This window comes from Variovorax sp. GW460-12-1-14-LB1, assembly GCF_059423605.1.
In genome coordinates this window covers 12,893-26,943 of the sequence record NZ_JBWKYF010000061.1, presented here as the reverse complement: position 1 = coordinate 26,943, position 14,051 = coordinate 12,893, and the positions used below count along the sequence as shown (strand labels likewise).

At 69.4% G+C, this 14,051-nt stretch carries 15 protein-coding genes; 9 read left to right on the top strand and 6 right to left on the bottom strand.

Going from position 1 to position 14,051, the window contains the following annotated elements; genetic code table 11:
* The first annotated feature begins 16 nt into the window (after window positions 1-16).
* The 8 genes from efeU to AC07Y4_RS24860 all read left to right on the top strand — a co-directional run bounded on the left by efeU (window position 17) and on the right by AC07Y4_RS24860 (window position 8,104).
* Window positions 17-853, top strand: coding sequence for an iron uptake transporter permease EfeU (gene efeU / locus AC07Y4_RS24895; protein ID WP_495275241.1), 837 nt, complete (start codon window positions 17-19; stop codon window positions 851-853).
* Window positions 854-865: 12 nt separating this feature from the next.
* Window positions 866-2,047, top strand: a complete 1,182-nt coding sequence (gene efeO / locus AC07Y4_RS24890) for an iron uptake system protein EfeO (protein ID WP_495275240.1) — start codon at window positions 866-868, stop codon at window positions 2,045-2,047.
* Between the two features lie 22 nt (window positions 2,048-2,069).
* Complete coding sequence (efeB, locus tag AC07Y4_RS24885) at window positions 2,070-3,371, top strand: iron uptake transporter deferrochelatase/peroxidase subunit (protein ID WP_492744675.1); 1,302 nt, start codon at window positions 2,070-2,072, stop codon at window positions 3,369-3,371.
* Between the two features lie 48 nt (window positions 3,372-3,419).
* Window positions 3,420-4,256 (top strand): iron uptake system protein EfeO, encoded by an 837-nt coding sequence (efeO, locus tag AC07Y4_RS24880; RefSeq protein ID WP_082818180.1) that lies wholly within the window; start codon window positions 3,420-3,422, stop codon window positions 4,254-4,256.
* A gap of 140 nt (window positions 4,257-4,396) precedes the next feature.
* On the top strand, window positions 4,397-4,696 hold the full coding sequence (locus tag AC07Y4_RS24875) for a FeoA family protein (RefSeq protein WP_070062301.1): 300 nt from the start codon (window positions 4,397-4,399) through the stop codon (window positions 4,694-4,696).
* Complete coding sequence (gene feoB, locus AC07Y4_RS24870; RefSeq protein WP_495275239.1) at window positions 4,689-6,584, top strand: ferrous iron transporter B; 1,896 nt, start codon at window positions 4,689-4,691, stop codon at window positions 6,582-6,584. Before AC07Y4_RS24875 ends, feoB begins: the two co-directional genes overlap by 8 nt.
* Before the next feature lie 27 nt (window positions 6,585-6,611).
* Window positions 6,612-6,914, top strand: a complete 303-nt coding sequence (locus AC07Y4_RS24865) for a DUF6587 family protein (protein ID WP_062477175.1) — start codon at window positions 6,612-6,614, stop codon at window positions 6,912-6,914.
* Window positions 6,915-6,919: 5 nt separating this feature from the next.
* Window positions 6,920-8,104 (top strand): FAD-dependent monooxygenase, encoded by a 1,185-nt coding sequence (locus AC07Y4_RS24860; RefSeq protein ID WP_495275238.1) that lies wholly within the window; start codon window positions 6,920-6,922, stop codon window positions 8,102-8,104.
* Between the two features lie 255 nt (window positions 8,105-8,359).
* Here the strand turns inward: AC07Y4_RS24860 and AC07Y4_RS24855 are convergent, their stop codons facing one another.
* The 4 genes from AC07Y4_RS24855 to kynB form a co-directional block, all read right to left on the bottom strand.
* Window positions 8,360-9,613 carry an SMI1/KNR4 family protein gene (locus tag AC07Y4_RS24855; protein WP_495275237.1) on the bottom strand — a complete coding sequence of 418 codons (1,254 nt, stop codon included), beginning with the start codon at window positions 9,611-9,613 and terminating at the stop codon, window positions 8,360-8,362.
* A gap of 94 nt (window positions 9,614-9,707) precedes the next feature.
* Complete coding sequence (gene kynA, locus AC07Y4_RS24850) at window positions 9,708-10,568, bottom strand: tryptophan 2,3-dioxygenase (protein WP_369646120.1); 861 nt, start codon at window positions 10,566-10,568, stop codon at window positions 9,708-9,710.
* The gene (gene kynU, locus AC07Y4_RS24845; protein WP_495275236.1) at window positions 10,565-11,845 is read right to left on the bottom strand and encodes a kynureninase; all 1,281 of its coding nucleotides are present in this window, start codon (window positions 11,843-11,845) and stop codon (window positions 10,565-10,567) included. Before kynU ends, kynA begins: the two co-directional genes overlap by 4 nt.
* A 14-nt stretch (window positions 11,846-11,859) precedes the next feature.
* A complete protein-coding gene (gene kynB, locus AC07Y4_RS24840) occupies window positions 11,860-12,504 on the bottom strand; it encodes an arylformamidase (protein WP_159273237.1) in 645 nt (214 codons plus the stop codon).
* Between the two features lie 175 nt (window positions 12,505-12,679).
* Here kynB and AC07Y4_RS24835 point away from each other — a divergent pair, with 175 nt between their 5' ends.
* Window positions 12,680-13,156: an Lrp/AsnC family transcriptional regulator gene (locus AC07Y4_RS24835; protein WP_062477192.1), complete on the top strand. Its 477-nt coding sequence runs from the start codon at window positions 12,680-12,682 to the stop codon at window positions 13,154-13,156.
* 4 nt (window positions 13,157-13,160) lie between these two features.
* On the opposite strand, the gene AC07Y4_RS24830 is transcribed toward AC07Y4_RS24835, so the two are convergent.
* Both AC07Y4_RS24830 and AC07Y4_RS24825 read right to left on the bottom strand, forming a co-directional pair.
* Window positions 13,161-13,478, bottom strand: a complete 318-nt coding sequence (locus AC07Y4_RS24830; RefSeq protein WP_495275235.1) for a YkgJ family cysteine cluster protein — start codon at window positions 13,476-13,478, stop codon at window positions 13,161-13,163.
* Window positions 13,475-14,035 carry a hypothetical protein gene (locus AC07Y4_RS24825; protein ID WP_369646124.1) on the bottom strand — a complete coding sequence of 187 codons (561 nt, stop codon included), beginning with the start codon at window positions 14,033-14,035 and terminating at the stop codon, window positions 13,475-13,477. Before AC07Y4_RS24825 ends, AC07Y4_RS24830 begins: the two co-directional genes overlap by 4 nt.
* Window positions 14,036-14,051: the final 16 nt, after the last annotated feature.

Sequence of the window (14,051 nt, the reverse complement as noted above, 5' to 3'; positions counted from 1 at the left end):
GTTCTTCTGTTCCGAGATGCTCATTCCCTTTCTCATCATGCTGCGCGAAGGCATCGAGGCCGCGCTGATCGTCGGCATCGTTGCCAGTTACCTGAAACAAAGCGGTCGCGGCGTGCTGATGCCCGCGGTGTGGGTCGGCGTGCTGCTGGCCACCGCGCTGTCGCTCTTTGCCGGCGCCGGCCTGCAACTGCTGGCGGCGGAGTTTCCGCAGAAGCAGCAGGAGCTGTTCGAGGGCGTGGTCGGGCTCATCGCCGTGGTCATGTTGACCACGATGGTGTTCTGGATGCGCAAGGCCGCCCGCTCCATCAAGGGCGAGCTGCACGCGTCGATCGACAAGGCGCTGGCGCAGCATGCCGACGGGCAGGGCTGGGCGCTCATCGGCATGGTGTTCCTGGCGGTCGCGCGCGAGGGGCTGGAGTCGGTCTTCTTCCTGCTGGCCGTGTTCCAGCAGAGCACCGGCTGGGAAGCGCCCGTGGGCGCGCTCGCGGGCATTGCCGTGTCGGTGGTGGTCGGCTGGGGCATCTACTCGGGCGGCGTGCGGCTCGACCTGCGCCGCTTCTTCCGCTTCACGGGCCTGTTCATCCTGCTGGTCGCGGCCGGGCTGCTGGCGGGCGTGCTGCGCAAGCTGCACGAGGCCGGCGTGTGGAACCAGCTGCAGACCGTGGTGTTCGACATGAGCGAAACCCTGCCGATGGACAGCCCCGTGGGCGCCGTGCTGTCGGGCCTGCTGGGCTACCAGGCCGCGCCCGTGGTGGGCGAGGTGATCGTCTACCTGACCTTCCTGGCCGTGGCCCTGTTCTTCTTCCTGCGCCCGGCGGTTGCTGCGGCGCCGCGCACGGCCGCTGCCGGCTGATCTTTTTTCCCGATGTCTTCTTCCTCTCCTTCTTCGTCATCGACGCTCATGCGCGTCGCCGTGGGCGCCTCGGCGCTGCTGGTCGTCGCCGGCCTCGCGGCCTTCTGGTACGCCTCGAACCAGGCGCGCAAGGCGCCGCCCAAGGCGGTCGACCATGCCGTCACCGTCACGATCCGCGGCAACGCCTGCGACCCGAACGAGATCACCGTGCCCGCGGGGCGCACGACCTTCACCATCGTCAACCAGTCGAACCGCGCGCTCGAGTGGGAAATTCTCGACGGCGTGATGGTGGTCGAAGAGCGCGAGAACATCGCGCCCGGTTTCTCGCAGACCATGACGGTCAAGCTCTCGCCGGGCGATTTCGCCATCACCTGCGGCCTGCTGAGCAACCCGCGCGGCAAGCTGCACGTCACGCCGTCGGCGGCCTCGCTGGCCGAGGAGGCGCGGCCCTCGCTCGTCAACTACGTGGGCGCGCTGGCCGAGTACCAGGTGTTCCTGCGGCTGGAGGCCGCCACGCTCGACGACGCAGCGCGCGCGCTGGCCGATGCCGTCAAGGCCGGCGACCTGGCGCAGGCGCGCGCGCTCTACGCGCCGGCCCACCAGGCCTACAAGCGCATCGAGCCGATGGCCGAGCTGTTCGCCGACCTCGACGCGCGCATCAACGCCCGCGCCGACTACTTCGAGAAGCGCGAGGCCGACCCAGGCTTCAGCGGCTTCCACCGCATCGAGTACGCGCTGTACGGCCAGGGCGACGCGAAGGCGCTGGCCCCGGTCCTCGACCAGCTGCTGGCCGACGTCGAGACGCTGCAGACGCGCCTGCGCGCACTGAGCGTGCCGCCCGAACGGCTCGCGAGCGCCGCCTCGAAGCTGCTGCGCCGCGTGGCCGACAACCTGCCGGCCGGCGGCGAAGACCACTACGGCCATGCCGAACTGGTGAACCTGCAGGGCAGCTACGAAGGCACCAAGAAGATCGCCGACCTGCTGCAGCCGCTGCTCGTGAAGGCCGCGCCCGCGCAGCAGAAGGCCGTGGACGAGCGCTTTGCCGCCTTCGACGCCGCATTGGCGCCGTACCGCGCCGGCGAAGGCTTCCAGCCCGCGCCGCTGGAGGACGCGCAGCGCCAGGCGCTGGCCGTGCCGGTGCGTGCGCTGGCCGAGGAACTGGGCAAGGTGAACGCCGCGCTCGGTCTGGAATGAGTTGAGAGAGAACGACGACCCCATGGAACCGACGAAGAAGAACGACACCGCTCCTGCCTCGCCGCACCGCCGCCGCATGCTCGGCGCCGCGGGCGTGGCCTTTGCCGGGCTCGCCGCCAGCGCGCGCGCCGGCGCGGCCATTCCGGGCGCGCCCGACACTGGCGTACAGGTCACCGACGCGCCGCAGAGCACCCACACGCAAGACCGCGTGCCCTTCCGCGGCAAGCACCAGGCGGGCGTGGTCACGCCGCGCCCGACGGCCGGCATGATCGCCTCGTTCTACGTGCTGGCCGAGAACCGCGCCGACCTGGAGCGGCTGATGCGCACGCTCACCGAGCGCATCGCCTTCCTCACGCAAGGCGGCCCGCAAACCGACCCCGACCCCAAGCTGCCGCCCGCGGGCTCCGGCATCCTCGGCCCGGTGGTGCAGCCCGACGGGCTCACCGTGACGGTGTCGGTCGGTGCCTCGCTGTTCGACGAGCGCTTCGGCCTCGACAAGAAGAAGCCGCTGCGCCTGAAGCCGATGCAGCGCCACCCGAACGACGCGCTCGACGCCGCGCTGTGCCACGGCGACCTGTCGATCCAGTTCTGCGCCAACACGCCCGACACCAACATCCACGCGCTGCGCGACATCATCAAGAACACGCCCGACCTGCTGGTGCTGCACTGGAAGCAGGAAGGCTCCGTGCCGCCGATCCCGGCCGTGGCGGGCCAGCCCGCGGAGAGCGCGCGCAACTTCCTCGGTTTTCGCGACGGCTCGGCCAACCCCGACTCGGCCGACGACACGCTCATGAACAAGCACGTCTGGGTGCAGCCGAACGGCGATGAGCCCGCCTGGGCCGTGGGCGGCAGCTACCAGGCGGTGCGCATCATCCGCAACTTCGTCGAGCGCTGGGACCGCACGCCGCTGCAGGAGCAGGAGGCCATCATGGGGCGCCTCAAGCCCAGCGGCGCGCCGCTGGACGGTGGCAAGACCGAGCACGACGTGCCCGACTACACCAAGGACCCCGAAGGCAAGGCGACGCCGATGGACGCGCACATCCGCCTCGCGAACCCGCGCACCAAGGCCTCGGACGCCAACCTGATGCTGCGCCGGCCCTTCAACTATTCGAACGGCGTCACCAAGTCGGGCCAGCTCGAGATGGGCCTGCTGTTCATCTGCTACCAGGCCGACCTCGAGAAGGGCTTTGTCGCCGTGCAGACCCGCCTCGACGGCGAGCCGCTCGAGGAATACATCAAGCCCATCGGCGGCGGCTTCTTCTTCACGCTGCCGGGCGTGCAGGGCGCCGACGACTGGCTCGGGCGCAGCCTGCTGGCCGCCTGATCGCTCCCTTTTTCTTTCATCACCACCGCACCGCATCCAAGGAGATCCATGACCGTGCAGTTCCGCCGCCGCTTCCTCGCCGCTTTCGTCGCAGGCTTTGCCGGGCTCTACGCCGTCGGCGCGCAGGCCGCCGTGTCGCCACTCGAGCTGGTCGGTCCGATCTCGGACTACAAGATCTACGTGACGCAGAACGTGCGCAAGCTGGCCGCCGACGTGCGCGTGTTCACCGCCGCCGTGAAGGCCGGCGACATCGAGAAGGCCAAGAAGCTCTACGCGCCCACGCGCACCAGCTACGAGCGCGTGGAGCCCGTGGCCGAGCTGTTCACCGACCTCGACCAGTCGATCGACTCGCGCGCGGACGACCACGAGAAGGCCGAGAAAGACCCGGCCTTCATCGGCTTCCACCGCATCGAGTACAGCCTGTGGACGCTCAAGAGCACCAAGGACCTGAACCCCGTGGCCGACAAGCTGCTGGCCGACGTGCTCGAGCTGCAAAAGCGCCTGGGCGCGCTGACCTTCCCGCCCGAGAAGGTCGTGGGCGGCGCCGCCGTGCTGATGGAAGAGGTGGCCGCTACCAAGATCTCCGGCGAGGAAAACCGCTACAGCCACACCGACCTGTGGGACTTCCAGTCGAACTTCGAGGGCGCCTACAAGATCGTCGAGCTGCTGCGCCCGCTGGTCGTGAAGCAGGACAAGCCGTTTGCCGAGAAGGCCGACGCCAACTTCAAGGTGGTGTTCGACACGCTGGCCAAGTACCGCACGGCCGACGGCGGCTTCGAGACCTATTCGAAGCTCACCGAGCGCGACCGCAAGATGCTGGCCGGGCGGGTGAATACGCTGGCCGAAGACCTGTCGAAGCTGCGCGGGATGCTCGGACTGAACTGAGTCCGGCCCCGGGGGACCCGCTCATTTCCGGCTGACCCGGGACTTTTTGGGGTTGGTCAGGTTTTCGCGAGTGAGAATTGCTAGCATCTGGCTTTTGCTTACTGGCGTGCCCCGGGGTTTCCGGGGGGCGCACCTCCACCGTGCGAAACAACGACCTCGGCGCAGCGCCGACCACCACCGCGCTGAGCCTCGACCAGCTTCCGTCCCATCAGTGGGCCACCGTGCTCGACGTGGCCCGCCCCGACAGCGCGGACGACCGCGAGCTGGTGCTGCGCCTGACCGAAATCGGCTTCGTGCCGGGCGAGGCCGTGCGCATCGTCGCCACCGGCACCCCGGGCCGCGAGCCGCTGGCCGTGCGCCTGGGCCACACCACCTTCGCGCTGCGCCGCCACGAGGCCGCGCTGATCCACGTCACGCCGGGGGCCGCGAACCATGGTTGAAGCCGTCATCCAGGGGCCGGGCCGTCTCGGTGCCACCGCGCAGCCCGCGCGCATCGCGCTGCTGGGCAACCCCAACTGCGGCAAGACCGCGCTCTTCAACCTGCTGACCGGCAGCCGCCAGAAGGTGGCCAACTACGCCGGCGTGACCGTCGAGCGCAAGGAAGGCACGCTTCGCACGCCCACCGGCCGCCGTGTGTTCGTGCTCGACCTGCCGGGCGCCTACAGCCTGAATGCCCTGAGCGCCGACGAAGCCGTCACGCGCGACATCGTCACCGGCCAGGCGCAGGAAGCGCTGCCCGACCTGCTCGTGTGCGTGACCGACGCCACCAACCTGCGCCTGAACCTGCGGCTGGTGCTCGAAGCGCGCCAGCTCGGCCTGCCGATGGTGGTGGCGCTCAACATGACCGACATGGCCAGGAAGCAGGGCATCGCGGTCGACACCGCCGTGCTCTCGCGCGAACTCGGTGTGCCGGTGATCGAGACCGTGGGCGTGCACACCGGCGGCGCGAAGAACCTGCTCGAGGCGCTCGACGCACCGGTCGCCGCCGCGGCGCCCCAGCCCTGGAAGGCGCCCGGGCTGGACGACGTGCTCGCCACGCAGCGCGAGGTGCGCCGCATCCTCGGCCTGGCCGTGAAGGAGCCCGTGGGCAGCCTGGACACCAGCGACCGCATCGACCGCGTCGTGATGCACCCGGTGTGGGGCATGCTGGTGCTGGCGGTCACCATGTTCCTGATGTTCCAGGCCGTGTTCAGCTGGGCCAACGTGCCGATGGACGCCATCAAGGCCGGCACCGAGGGGCTGGGCAACCTGATCAAGACGCACATGCCCGAAGGCATGCTGCAGAGCCTGCTGGTCGACGGCGTGATCGCGGGCGTGGGCGGCGTGATCGTGTTCCTGCCGCAGATCCTGATCCTGTTCCTGTTCATCCTCGCGCTCGAAGACTCCGGCTACCTGCCGCGCGCGGCCTTCCTGCTCGACCGCCTGATGGGCACCGTGGGCCTGTCGGGCCGCTCGTTCATTCCGCTGCTGTCGAGCTTCGCCTGCGCCATTCCGGGCGTGATGGCCACGCGCACCATCAGCAACTGGCGCGACCGCATCACGACCATCATGATCGCGCCGCTCATGACCTGTTCGGCGCGGCTGCCGGTGTATGCGCTGCTCATCGCGGCCTTCATTCCGGCGCGCGACGTGGGCGGCATCTTCAACCTGCAGGGCGTGGTGCTGTTCGCGCTGTATGTGTTCGGCATCGTCTCGGCGATGGCGGTGGCCTGGGTGATGAAGCGCTTTCGCGACAGCACGCGGCACTCGCCGCTGCTGATGGAGCTGCCGGCCTACCGCTGGCCGAACCTGCGCAACCTGGCGCTGGGGCTCTACGAGCGGGCATGGATCTTCATCCAGCGCGTGGGCACGATCATCCTCACGCTGACGATCCTGCTGTGGTTTTTGTCGACCTTCCCGTCGCCGCCCGAAGGCGCGACCGGCCCCGCCATCCAGTACAGCCTGGCCGGCATGATCGGCCGCGGGCTGGAACACATCTTCGCGCCCATCGGCTTCAACTGGCAGATCTCCATCGCGCTGGTGCCGGGCATGGCCGCACGCGAAGTCGCGGTGGGCGCGCTGGGCACGGTGTACGCGCTCTCGGCCACCGGCGACGACGTGGCCAGCGCGCTGGAGCCGCTCATCGCCGGCAGCTGGTCGCTGGCGACCGCGCTGTCGCTGCTGGTCTGGTACGTGTTCGCGCCGCAGTGCATCTCGACGCTGGCGGCCGTCAAGCGCGAAACCGGCTCCTGGAAATACGTGTGGATCATGGCGGGCTACTTATTCGCCCTGGCATACGTGGCATGCTTCTTGACCTATCGCATTGCACTCGCTTTCGGCGCGGGGTAAAACCACAGGGAAAGGGTTGAAGAAGACATGACACAGCAACTGATCGTCGGATTGATCGTCGCGGCCGCCGCGCTCTACGCGGTCTGGCGCTGGATGCCTGCCGGCTGGCGCCGTGGCGCCGCGCGCAAGTTCGCGGCCGGCACGCAGCGCGCGGGCCTCATCGATCAGGCCCGCGCCGATCAGCTTGCCGCCTCGCTGGCCAAGACCTCGGGCTGCGGCTCGTGCGACAGCTGCGGCAGCTGTGCCCCCAAGAAACCCGCTGGCGCCGACCCGGCCGACAGCCACAGCAGCCCCGCGCTGACTTCCACCACGCCCAGCACCGGACGCTGAGTCCGATGCCCGCGCACATCCTCGTCGCCGGGGGCGGGATCGGAGGGCTGGCCACGGCGCTGGCGCTGTCCCGTGCCCACCACCGCGCCGACGTCTTCGAACAGGCCGCCGACTTCGGCGAAATCGGCGCCGGCGTGCAGCTCGGCCCCAACGCCACCCGCCGCCTTCAACAACTCGACCTCGGCCGCGGCCTCGCGGCCATCGCGGCGCGCCCCGAAGCGCTGGTGGTCCACAGCGCCGGCAGCGGCGCCGAACTGGCCCGCATGCCGTTGGGCGATGCCATGCAGCAGCGCTACGGCGCGCCGTACTGCTGCGTGCACCGCGCAGACCTGCACACGCTGCTGCTCGATGCCGTGCGCGCGCAGGGCACGGGCTCGCTAGTCACGGCCGCGCGCATCCGGCAGGTCGAGACCAGCGACGACCTGGTCTGCGTCTCGAGCACCGACGCGCGTGCGTGGGAGGGCGAGGCGCTGGTGGGGGCCGACGGCCTGTGGAGCCTGGTGCGCGCGCAGCTCGAATCCGAATCCGCCGAAGCGCCGCCGCGCGTGACCGGGCACACGGCGTGGCGTGCGCTGGTGCGTCAGGCCGATCTGCCTGCGGCGCTGCGTCGTTCGCGCGTGGATGTGTGGCTCGGGCCGCGTTTGCATGCGGTCGCGTACCCGGTGCGCGCGGGGGATGCGCTCAACGTCGTCGTGATTGCCGAATCTGCACCTGCGGGCGATGCGCGCGATTGGGATCAGGCCAGCAGCCTTGTCGCGCTGAAGCAGGCGATGGGGCGCAGCTGTGCGAATCTTCAGTCATTGCTCGATGCGATGCCGAGTTGGCGCGCGTGGACGCTGAGCGATCGCGCGCCCGTGGCTGGTCCTGGCGACATGGCGCATGAGCGCGTCGCGCTGGTGGGCGATGCTGCGCATCCGATGGTGCCGTACCTCGCGCAAGGCGCTGGCATGGCGATCGAAGATGCGGTCGCGTTGGCGGATGCCTTGGGTGATACCTCGGCGCTGGGTGTGCCGGCTGCGTTTGCACGCTATGCCGAGGCGCGCTGGGAACGCAACGCGCAAGTGCAGGCGCGGGCGCGTCGCAATGGCGAGATCTTTCATGCCACGGGTGCGGTGCGCTTCGGGCGCGACATGGCGATGCGCTTGCTGGGCTCCCGGCTGCTCGATCAGCCCTGGTTGTACGGCGGCTGATCCAGGGCGCGTGCCCAGGCCACCGGGTACTTCCCTCCGCGAATGTCCCCCGGGGCTTCGCCCCTCCTCCTTGATTTCGCTGCGGGAAGCACCCAGTGTCCTGGGCACGGGACGCCGCGCTGGTGTGTAGCCGATCAACAGCCGCACTGCTCGCCGATGCAGTGCCTTGCGCAGCGAAATCAAGGAGGAGGCCGCAGGCCGGGGGACATTCGCGGAGCAAGGTGCCCCGTCGGCGTGAGCGTCGCCCTGAAAGAATCAGAGCCGGAACGTCTGCAGATGCTCGATGCGCTCCGCGAGACCTTCCTGCCCCAGGTAATGCCCCTGCGTCCCATCGCGCATCTGCGCGAGCGTGGTTTCCAGCTCGACCAGCATCGCATCGCGATCCGCCACGAAGGCCGGCGGCACGTCGATGCCGATCTGCGCGCAGGCGTCGGCGATCAGATGCGCGCTGGCGGGCGCACCGCAGGCCGCGCATTTCACGATGGCCGCCACGGTCGGCTCGGCGCCGTTGTCCAGCAGGGCGCTCGTGAGTTCGGGCGAGATCTGACCGTCGATGTTGCGCAGCACGTCGGATGCCACCGGCGCGCCTGCGCGCACCAGCGCGGCTGCGGCGGCGAAGGCGCTGTGTCCCACGGCCACGTCGGTGGCGAGTGCACTGCCTTCATGCGGCCCTTCGAAGTTCAGGCCTGCGGCGGCAAGTTCGGCGACCAGCGCAGCGTCGTCGGTGGCAATCGCGTGGCGCAGTGCCGCGCGTGCGAGCGCCGGGTGATGGCGCAGCGTGCCGTCTGCCAGCGGCGTGCGCCAGTCGACGATGGCGCGGCAATAGAAGGTGACCAGCTTGTCCATCAGGTCGAGGTCCAGCCCGTAGCCTTCGTGGCGGTCGTCGAGGTAGGCGAGCAGCGCCTGCCCCGAGAAGTAGTCGCCCGTCGGCGCCAGCGGGTCTTCATCGAGATGCAGCGCCGCGAAGGCGCCGTACAGGTCGGCCGCGACAGGGCTCAGGCCGTCTTCGTGCAGCGCGTGGGTCCAGGCCGGCGGCAGGCCCTGCTTCCACGCGATGACCTGGCCGTGCGTGGCACCGGGCTCGACCACCGCGTAGACGCGGTCGCAGTACTCGAAGCCGCCGAAGGGCAGGTGCGTGAGCTTGCCGCTCCAGGGCGTGCCGCTGTCTTCGGCCGCTTCCTCGGCGAGTTCCTGCTCATGTTCGATCCAGCCCTGCAGGTCGCGGTAGCCGTCGCTGCCGTCCCAGAACAGCTCCGACCAGCTGACGCTCTCGACGTTGCCGTTCATCGGCAACGCGAGGTCGTAGTCGAGGCGCCCGCCTGCCGTGTGCTGCCACAGCGCGACCAGCGCCTCGGGCAACGGGCCGGCGCACAGCGCCTGCACCGCATCGATCTGCTGCTGCGGCATCGGCGGTTGCGCGTCGAAGATCACGCGGTCGGCGAACAGCACGACGCCATGTTCGCGCAGGGTGGAGAGCTCTTCGGCAGAGAACGAGGTGTTGTTGTTCATGGCAGCGGCCTCCGTGTTCTCCAAAATGTAGCGCTTTGCGCCGAGGGAGCAACCCTCGTTCGCCCGGGGCTGCTGCAAGCCCCGGCATGACGCACTACAGATCGGTGCGCAGCTTCCAGATCTCGGGGAACAGCACCACGTCGAGCATCTTGCGCAGGTAGCTCACACCGCCCGTGCCGCCGGTGCCGCGCTTGAAGCCGATCACGCGTTCGACAGTGGTCACGTGGCGGAAGCGCCAGAGGCGGAAGGCGTCTTCGAGGTCGGTGAGTTTTTCGCCGAGCTGGTACAGGTCCCAGTGGTCGTGCGGGTTGCGGTAGACCGTGAGCCAGGCGGCCTCGACGCCGTCGCTCGATTCGTAGGGCTGGGTCCAGTCTCGCTCCAGGCGGTCGGCGGGCACGGGCAGGCCGTGGCGTGCGAGCAGGCGCAGCGACTCGTCGTACAGCGAGGGCGCGCGGTAGGCCGCGTCCACCTGCGCGAGCAGGTCGGCGCGGTGCGCGTGGGGCTTGAGCATGGCGGCGTTCTTGTTGCCGAGCAGGAACTCGATGCAGCGGTACTGCGCGCTCTGGAAGCCGCTGGAGTTGGCGAGGTAGGGGCGCATCGCCGTGTATTCGGGCGGCGTCATGGTCGAGAGCACGGTCCACGCGCTCACCAGCTGTTCCATGATGCGGCTCACGCGCGCGAGCATCTTGAAGGCGTCGGGCAGCTGCTCCTGCGCGATGCAGCGCACGGCGGCGTGCAGCTCGTGCAGCATGAGCTTCATCCAGAGTTCGCTGGTCTGGTGCTGCACGATGAACAGCATCTCGTCGTGCGCGGGTGACAGCGGGTGCTGCGCGTTCAGGATCTCGTCGAGGTGCAGGTAGTCGCCGTAGCTCATGGACTTGCTGAAGTCCAGCTGCGCCTTCTCTTCGTGGACGATCGACTCGGGGGTCTTGTTGTTGTCGTTGTCGGTGCTCATGTCACTGCGTTCTTGCGGTTGAATTCGGCGCGTCGCCACTCGCCGGTCTCGAGCACCTGCACGAGGTGTTCGACCGAGTGCCACACGTCCTCGAAGCCGACATACAGCGGCGTGAAGCCGAAGCGCAGGATGTCGGGCATCTGCGAATCGCCGGCGCGGTAGTCGCCGATCACGCCGCGCGCGATCAGCGCCTGCACGATGGCGTAGGCGCCTTCCTCGCGGCTGAGGCACACCTGCGAGCCGCGCAGTGCGTGGTCGCGCGGCGTGACGAGTGACAGGCCCTGGCCGGCGCAGCGTTCTTCGACCAGGCGGATGAACAGGTCGGTGAGTGCGAGCGACTTGGTGCGCAGCGCGGCCATCGCACCGCCGGTGCCGTTGAAGGCTTCGGCGGCCAGCACGGTGTCGAGCCCGCACTCGAGGCCGGCCAGCGCGATGACCGGTTGCGTGCCGCACAGGTAGCGGCCGACGCCTGGCGCGGGGCGGTAGTGCGGCGTGAACTCGAAGGGCGCCGCGTGGCCCCACCAGCCCGACAGCGGCTGCTCGAACTGGCCTGCGTGCTTCGTGTTCACCCAGGCGAAGGCCGGCGCGCCGGGGCCGCCGTTGAGGTACTTGTAGCCGCAGCCGATCGCGTAGTCGGCGTTGCTGTCGTTGAGCGCCACGGGCACGGCGCCCGCGCTGTGCGCCAGGTCCCACACGGTGAGCGCGCCCGCGGCGTGCGCGGCGGCGGTGACGGCCTTCATGTCGTGCATGGCACCGGTGCGGTAGTTGACGTGCGTGAGCATGAGCACGGCGACTTCGTCGGTCAGCGCAGTGGGCAATTCGCTCGCGTCGATGAGCTTCAGCGTGAAGCCGCGTTCACGGCACAGCGATTCGGCGATGTACAGGTCGGTGGGGAAGTTGCTGCGCTCGCTCACCACCAGCTTGCGGCCGCTCGCCTTCTGCTGCGAGAGCGCCGCGAACAGCACCTTGTAGAGATTGACGGAGGTGCTGTCGGTGCACACCACTTCGCCCGGCGCCGCGCCGATCAGCCGGGCCACCTTGTCGCCCAGGCGCTGCGGCAGGTCGAACCAGCTCGCGGTGTTCCAGGAGCGGATGAGGCCTTCGCCCCATTCCTTGGCCACCACGTCGGCGATGCGCGCGGGCGCGGCCTTGGGCAGCACGCCGAGCGAGTTGCCGTCGAGGTAGAGCACGCCCTCGGGGAGGGTGAATTGGTCGCGCAGGGCGCGCAGCGGGTCTTGCGCGTCGAGGGCGCGGCAGTCGGCGAGGGTCGTCGTCATGGAAGGGAGGGGTTTCAGCGGGGAAGTTCGCGCAGCACGGCGCGCACGGGGGAGGCATCGGCGCTCGTCAGCTTGAGCGGCAGCGCGATGAGTTCGTAGTCGCCCTCGGGCACGTCGTCGAGCACGAGGTTCTCGAGCACGCGCAGGTCGAGGTGGCGGATGCGCTGGTGGCTGTCGAGCGTCTTGCTGTCAGCCGGGTCGATGCTGGCGGTGTCGATGCCAATGAGCTTCACGCCCATGGCCGCCAGGCGTTCGACGGTGGCGGGCGCATAGGCCGCGAGCTGCGGGTCCCAGCGGTCGACGGGCATGGCCGGGTAGGTGCGCACGAGCACGCGCGGGGGCAGCGTGTCGTTCACGGCATGCGCGATGTGCTCCCAGGTGACCAGCGGGCCGCGGCCGATCGCGTGGATCACGCGGCAGGGGCCGAGGAAGGGCGTGAGGTCGACCTGGCCGATGGTCTGGCCCTCGGGGGCGTAGTGCAGCGGCGCGTCGGCATGGGTGCCCACGTGCGGCGACAGCGTGATTGCGCTCACGTTGACGGGGCAGCCGGGGCCGATGGTGGCGCACCACTGCTGCGAATACGGCGTGTCGCCCGGGAACACCGGGCTGCCGGCGTGCACGGGGGCGGAGATGTCCCAGAGTCGGAGCGGGGCGGTCATGGCGGGCGGCAGGGCGAAGGAATAAAAGGGCAGTGTGGGCCGGTTGGAGTCGCTCCACAAGGGGCCGGCGGGTGCCGAATGCTATGCGCAGTGACTGCCTTGCGTCGAGAAGTTATCCATCAATCGTCGAAAGATTGAATAATCTATTCAATCAACGGGAATTGGAGAACAAATCATGCAAGCCGACCTCGACCGAACCGACCTCCAGCTGCTGCGCGCGCTTCAGGACAACGCCCGCCTGACCTCGGGCGAGCTGGCGCAGATGGCGCACCTGTCGCAGTCGCCGTGCTGGCGCCGGGTGAAGAAGCTGGAAGACGACGGCGTGATCGGCGGCTACCACGCGGGCCTGAACCGGCGCGCGCTGGGCTTTGGCGTGCTGGCCTTCGTGATGGTCGGCATCGACCACCAGACCGAGATCTCGTCGCGCGCCTTCGAGGACGCGGTGTGCGCGATTCCCGAGGTGGTGATGTTCCACGGCATCTCGGGGCCGGCGGATTTCATCCTCGTGGTGGTCGCGAAGGACCTCGACGCGTATTCCGACCTGCTGCAGCGCAAGCTGCACCGCCTGCCGGGCGTGCGCCACGTGCAGACGCATTTCTCGCTGCAGGAGTTCAAGGGGCAGTTGGGCGGCCTCCCGGTGCCTGTGGCCTGAACCGTCAGTGCAGTTCGTCGGACAGCATCGCCAGCCCATGCCGCAGGCGCGCGCGCTGGCAGGCGTCGCTGCCGGCCTGCAGCTCGTGGCAGGGGTTGGGCCGCCATTCGTAGATGCCGCAAGCCACCGATTGGCCGATCTTGCCGGTGAGCGCGGCGCAACGCGGCGGCGTGTGGTCGGTGCCGCGCATGCGGCACAGGGCGTCGTTCACGTCGACCGCCAGGCCCGAGGGCACGCGGCCGCCATGGTCGTCGAGCTCGTGCACGCTGAAGTCGACGCGGTAGCTGGCGCAGCAGGCGCCGCAGGTCTGGCAGGGATTCATGGGGCGAGCAGCGCGGCGTCACGCACGCGCTGCAGCATGCGGCGACGGATCAGCCCGCTCGCGGGACGGATCAGCAGCCAGTAGGCGGTGAAGCGGCGCTGCGCGGCGGCATCGCCGCACCAGACCCGGGTGCGCGTGGTGAGGCGTGTGCCCGTGCCTTCGGGCTCGGCCGTGAAGTGAAGCACCAGCTTGGCCAGGCCCGTGGCGTCGAGCGCGGCGAAGGCCGGGCCGTCGGCCAGCGGGACCAGGCCGTAGTCGAAGCGCCAGAAGCGGCCGGCCAGGCCGAAGGCCAGTTCGCGTTCGCCGTCGCGCCCCAGCGGCGTGAAGTCGGCAAAGCCGAAAGCCTCGCGCTGGCGCAGCGTGGGGGCGGCCAGCCCGAGCCGGCTGGCCAGGCGGTTCGGCAGTTCGCGCAGCGCGATCAGGCTGCGCGCCACGGGGTCGTCGGTGATCTCGGGGCGGGCCGCCACGTCGAGCACGCGCGCGGGCGATGCGGGCACGTGGAGGCTGTGCGTCTCCGCGAACTGGTAGCGCGGCAGGTAGCGGTTCATCAGCTCCATGCGGCGCTCCGTTGGT

Coding starts and splice junctions, on each gene's coding strand:
- AC07Y4_RS24825 (WP_369646124.1), bottom strand. CDS start 14,035: ATGGAGCTGATGAACCGCTACCTGCCGCGCTACCAGTTCGCGGAGACG.
- AC07Y4_RS24835 (WP_062477192.1), top strand. CDS start 12,680: ATGCAAGCCGACCTCGACCGAACCGACCTCCAGCTGCTGCGCGCGCTT.
- efeB (WP_492744675.1), top strand. CDS start 2,070: ATGGAACCGACGAAGAAGAACGACACCGCTCCTGCCTCGCCGCACCGC.
- efeO (WP_495275240.1), top strand. CDS start 866: ATGTCTTCTTCCTCTCCTTCTTCGTCATCGACGCTCATGCGCGTCGCC.
- AC07Y4_RS24865 (WP_062477175.1), top strand. CDS start 6,612: ATGACACAGCAACTGATCGTCGGATTGATCGTCGCGGCCGCCGCGCTC.
- feoB (WP_495275239.1), top strand. CDS start 4,689: ATGGTTGAAGCCGTCATCCAGGGGCCGGGCCGTCTCGGTGCCACCGCG.
- AC07Y4_RS24830 (WP_495275235.1), bottom strand. CDS start 13,478: ATGAATCCCTGCCAGACCTGCGGCGCCTGCTGCGCCAGCTACCGCGTC.
- efeU (WP_495275241.1), top strand. CDS start 17: ATGCTCATTCCCTTTCTCATCATGCTGCGCGAAGGCATCGAGGCCGCG.
- AC07Y4_RS24855 (WP_495275237.1), bottom strand. CDS start 9,613: ATGAACAACAACACCTCGTTCTCTGCCGAAGAGCTCTCCACCCTGCGC.
- efeO (WP_082818180.1), top strand. CDS start 3,420: ATGACCGTGCAGTTCCGCCGCCGCTTCCTCGCCGCTTTCGTCGCAGGC.
- kynA (WP_369646120.1), bottom strand. CDS start 10,568: ATGAGCACCGACAACGACAACAACAAGACCCCCGAGTCGATCGTCCAC.
- kynU (WP_495275236.1), bottom strand. CDS start 11,845: ATGACGACGACCCTCGCCGACTGCCGCGCCCTCGACGCGCAAGACCCG.
- kynB (WP_159273237.1), bottom strand. CDS start 12,504: ATGACCGCCCCGCTCCGACTCTGGGACATCTCCGCCCCCGTGCACGCC.
- AC07Y4_RS24860 (WP_495275238.1), top strand. CDS start 6,920: ATGCCCGCGCACATCCTCGTCGCCGGGGGCGGGATCGGAGGGCTGGCC.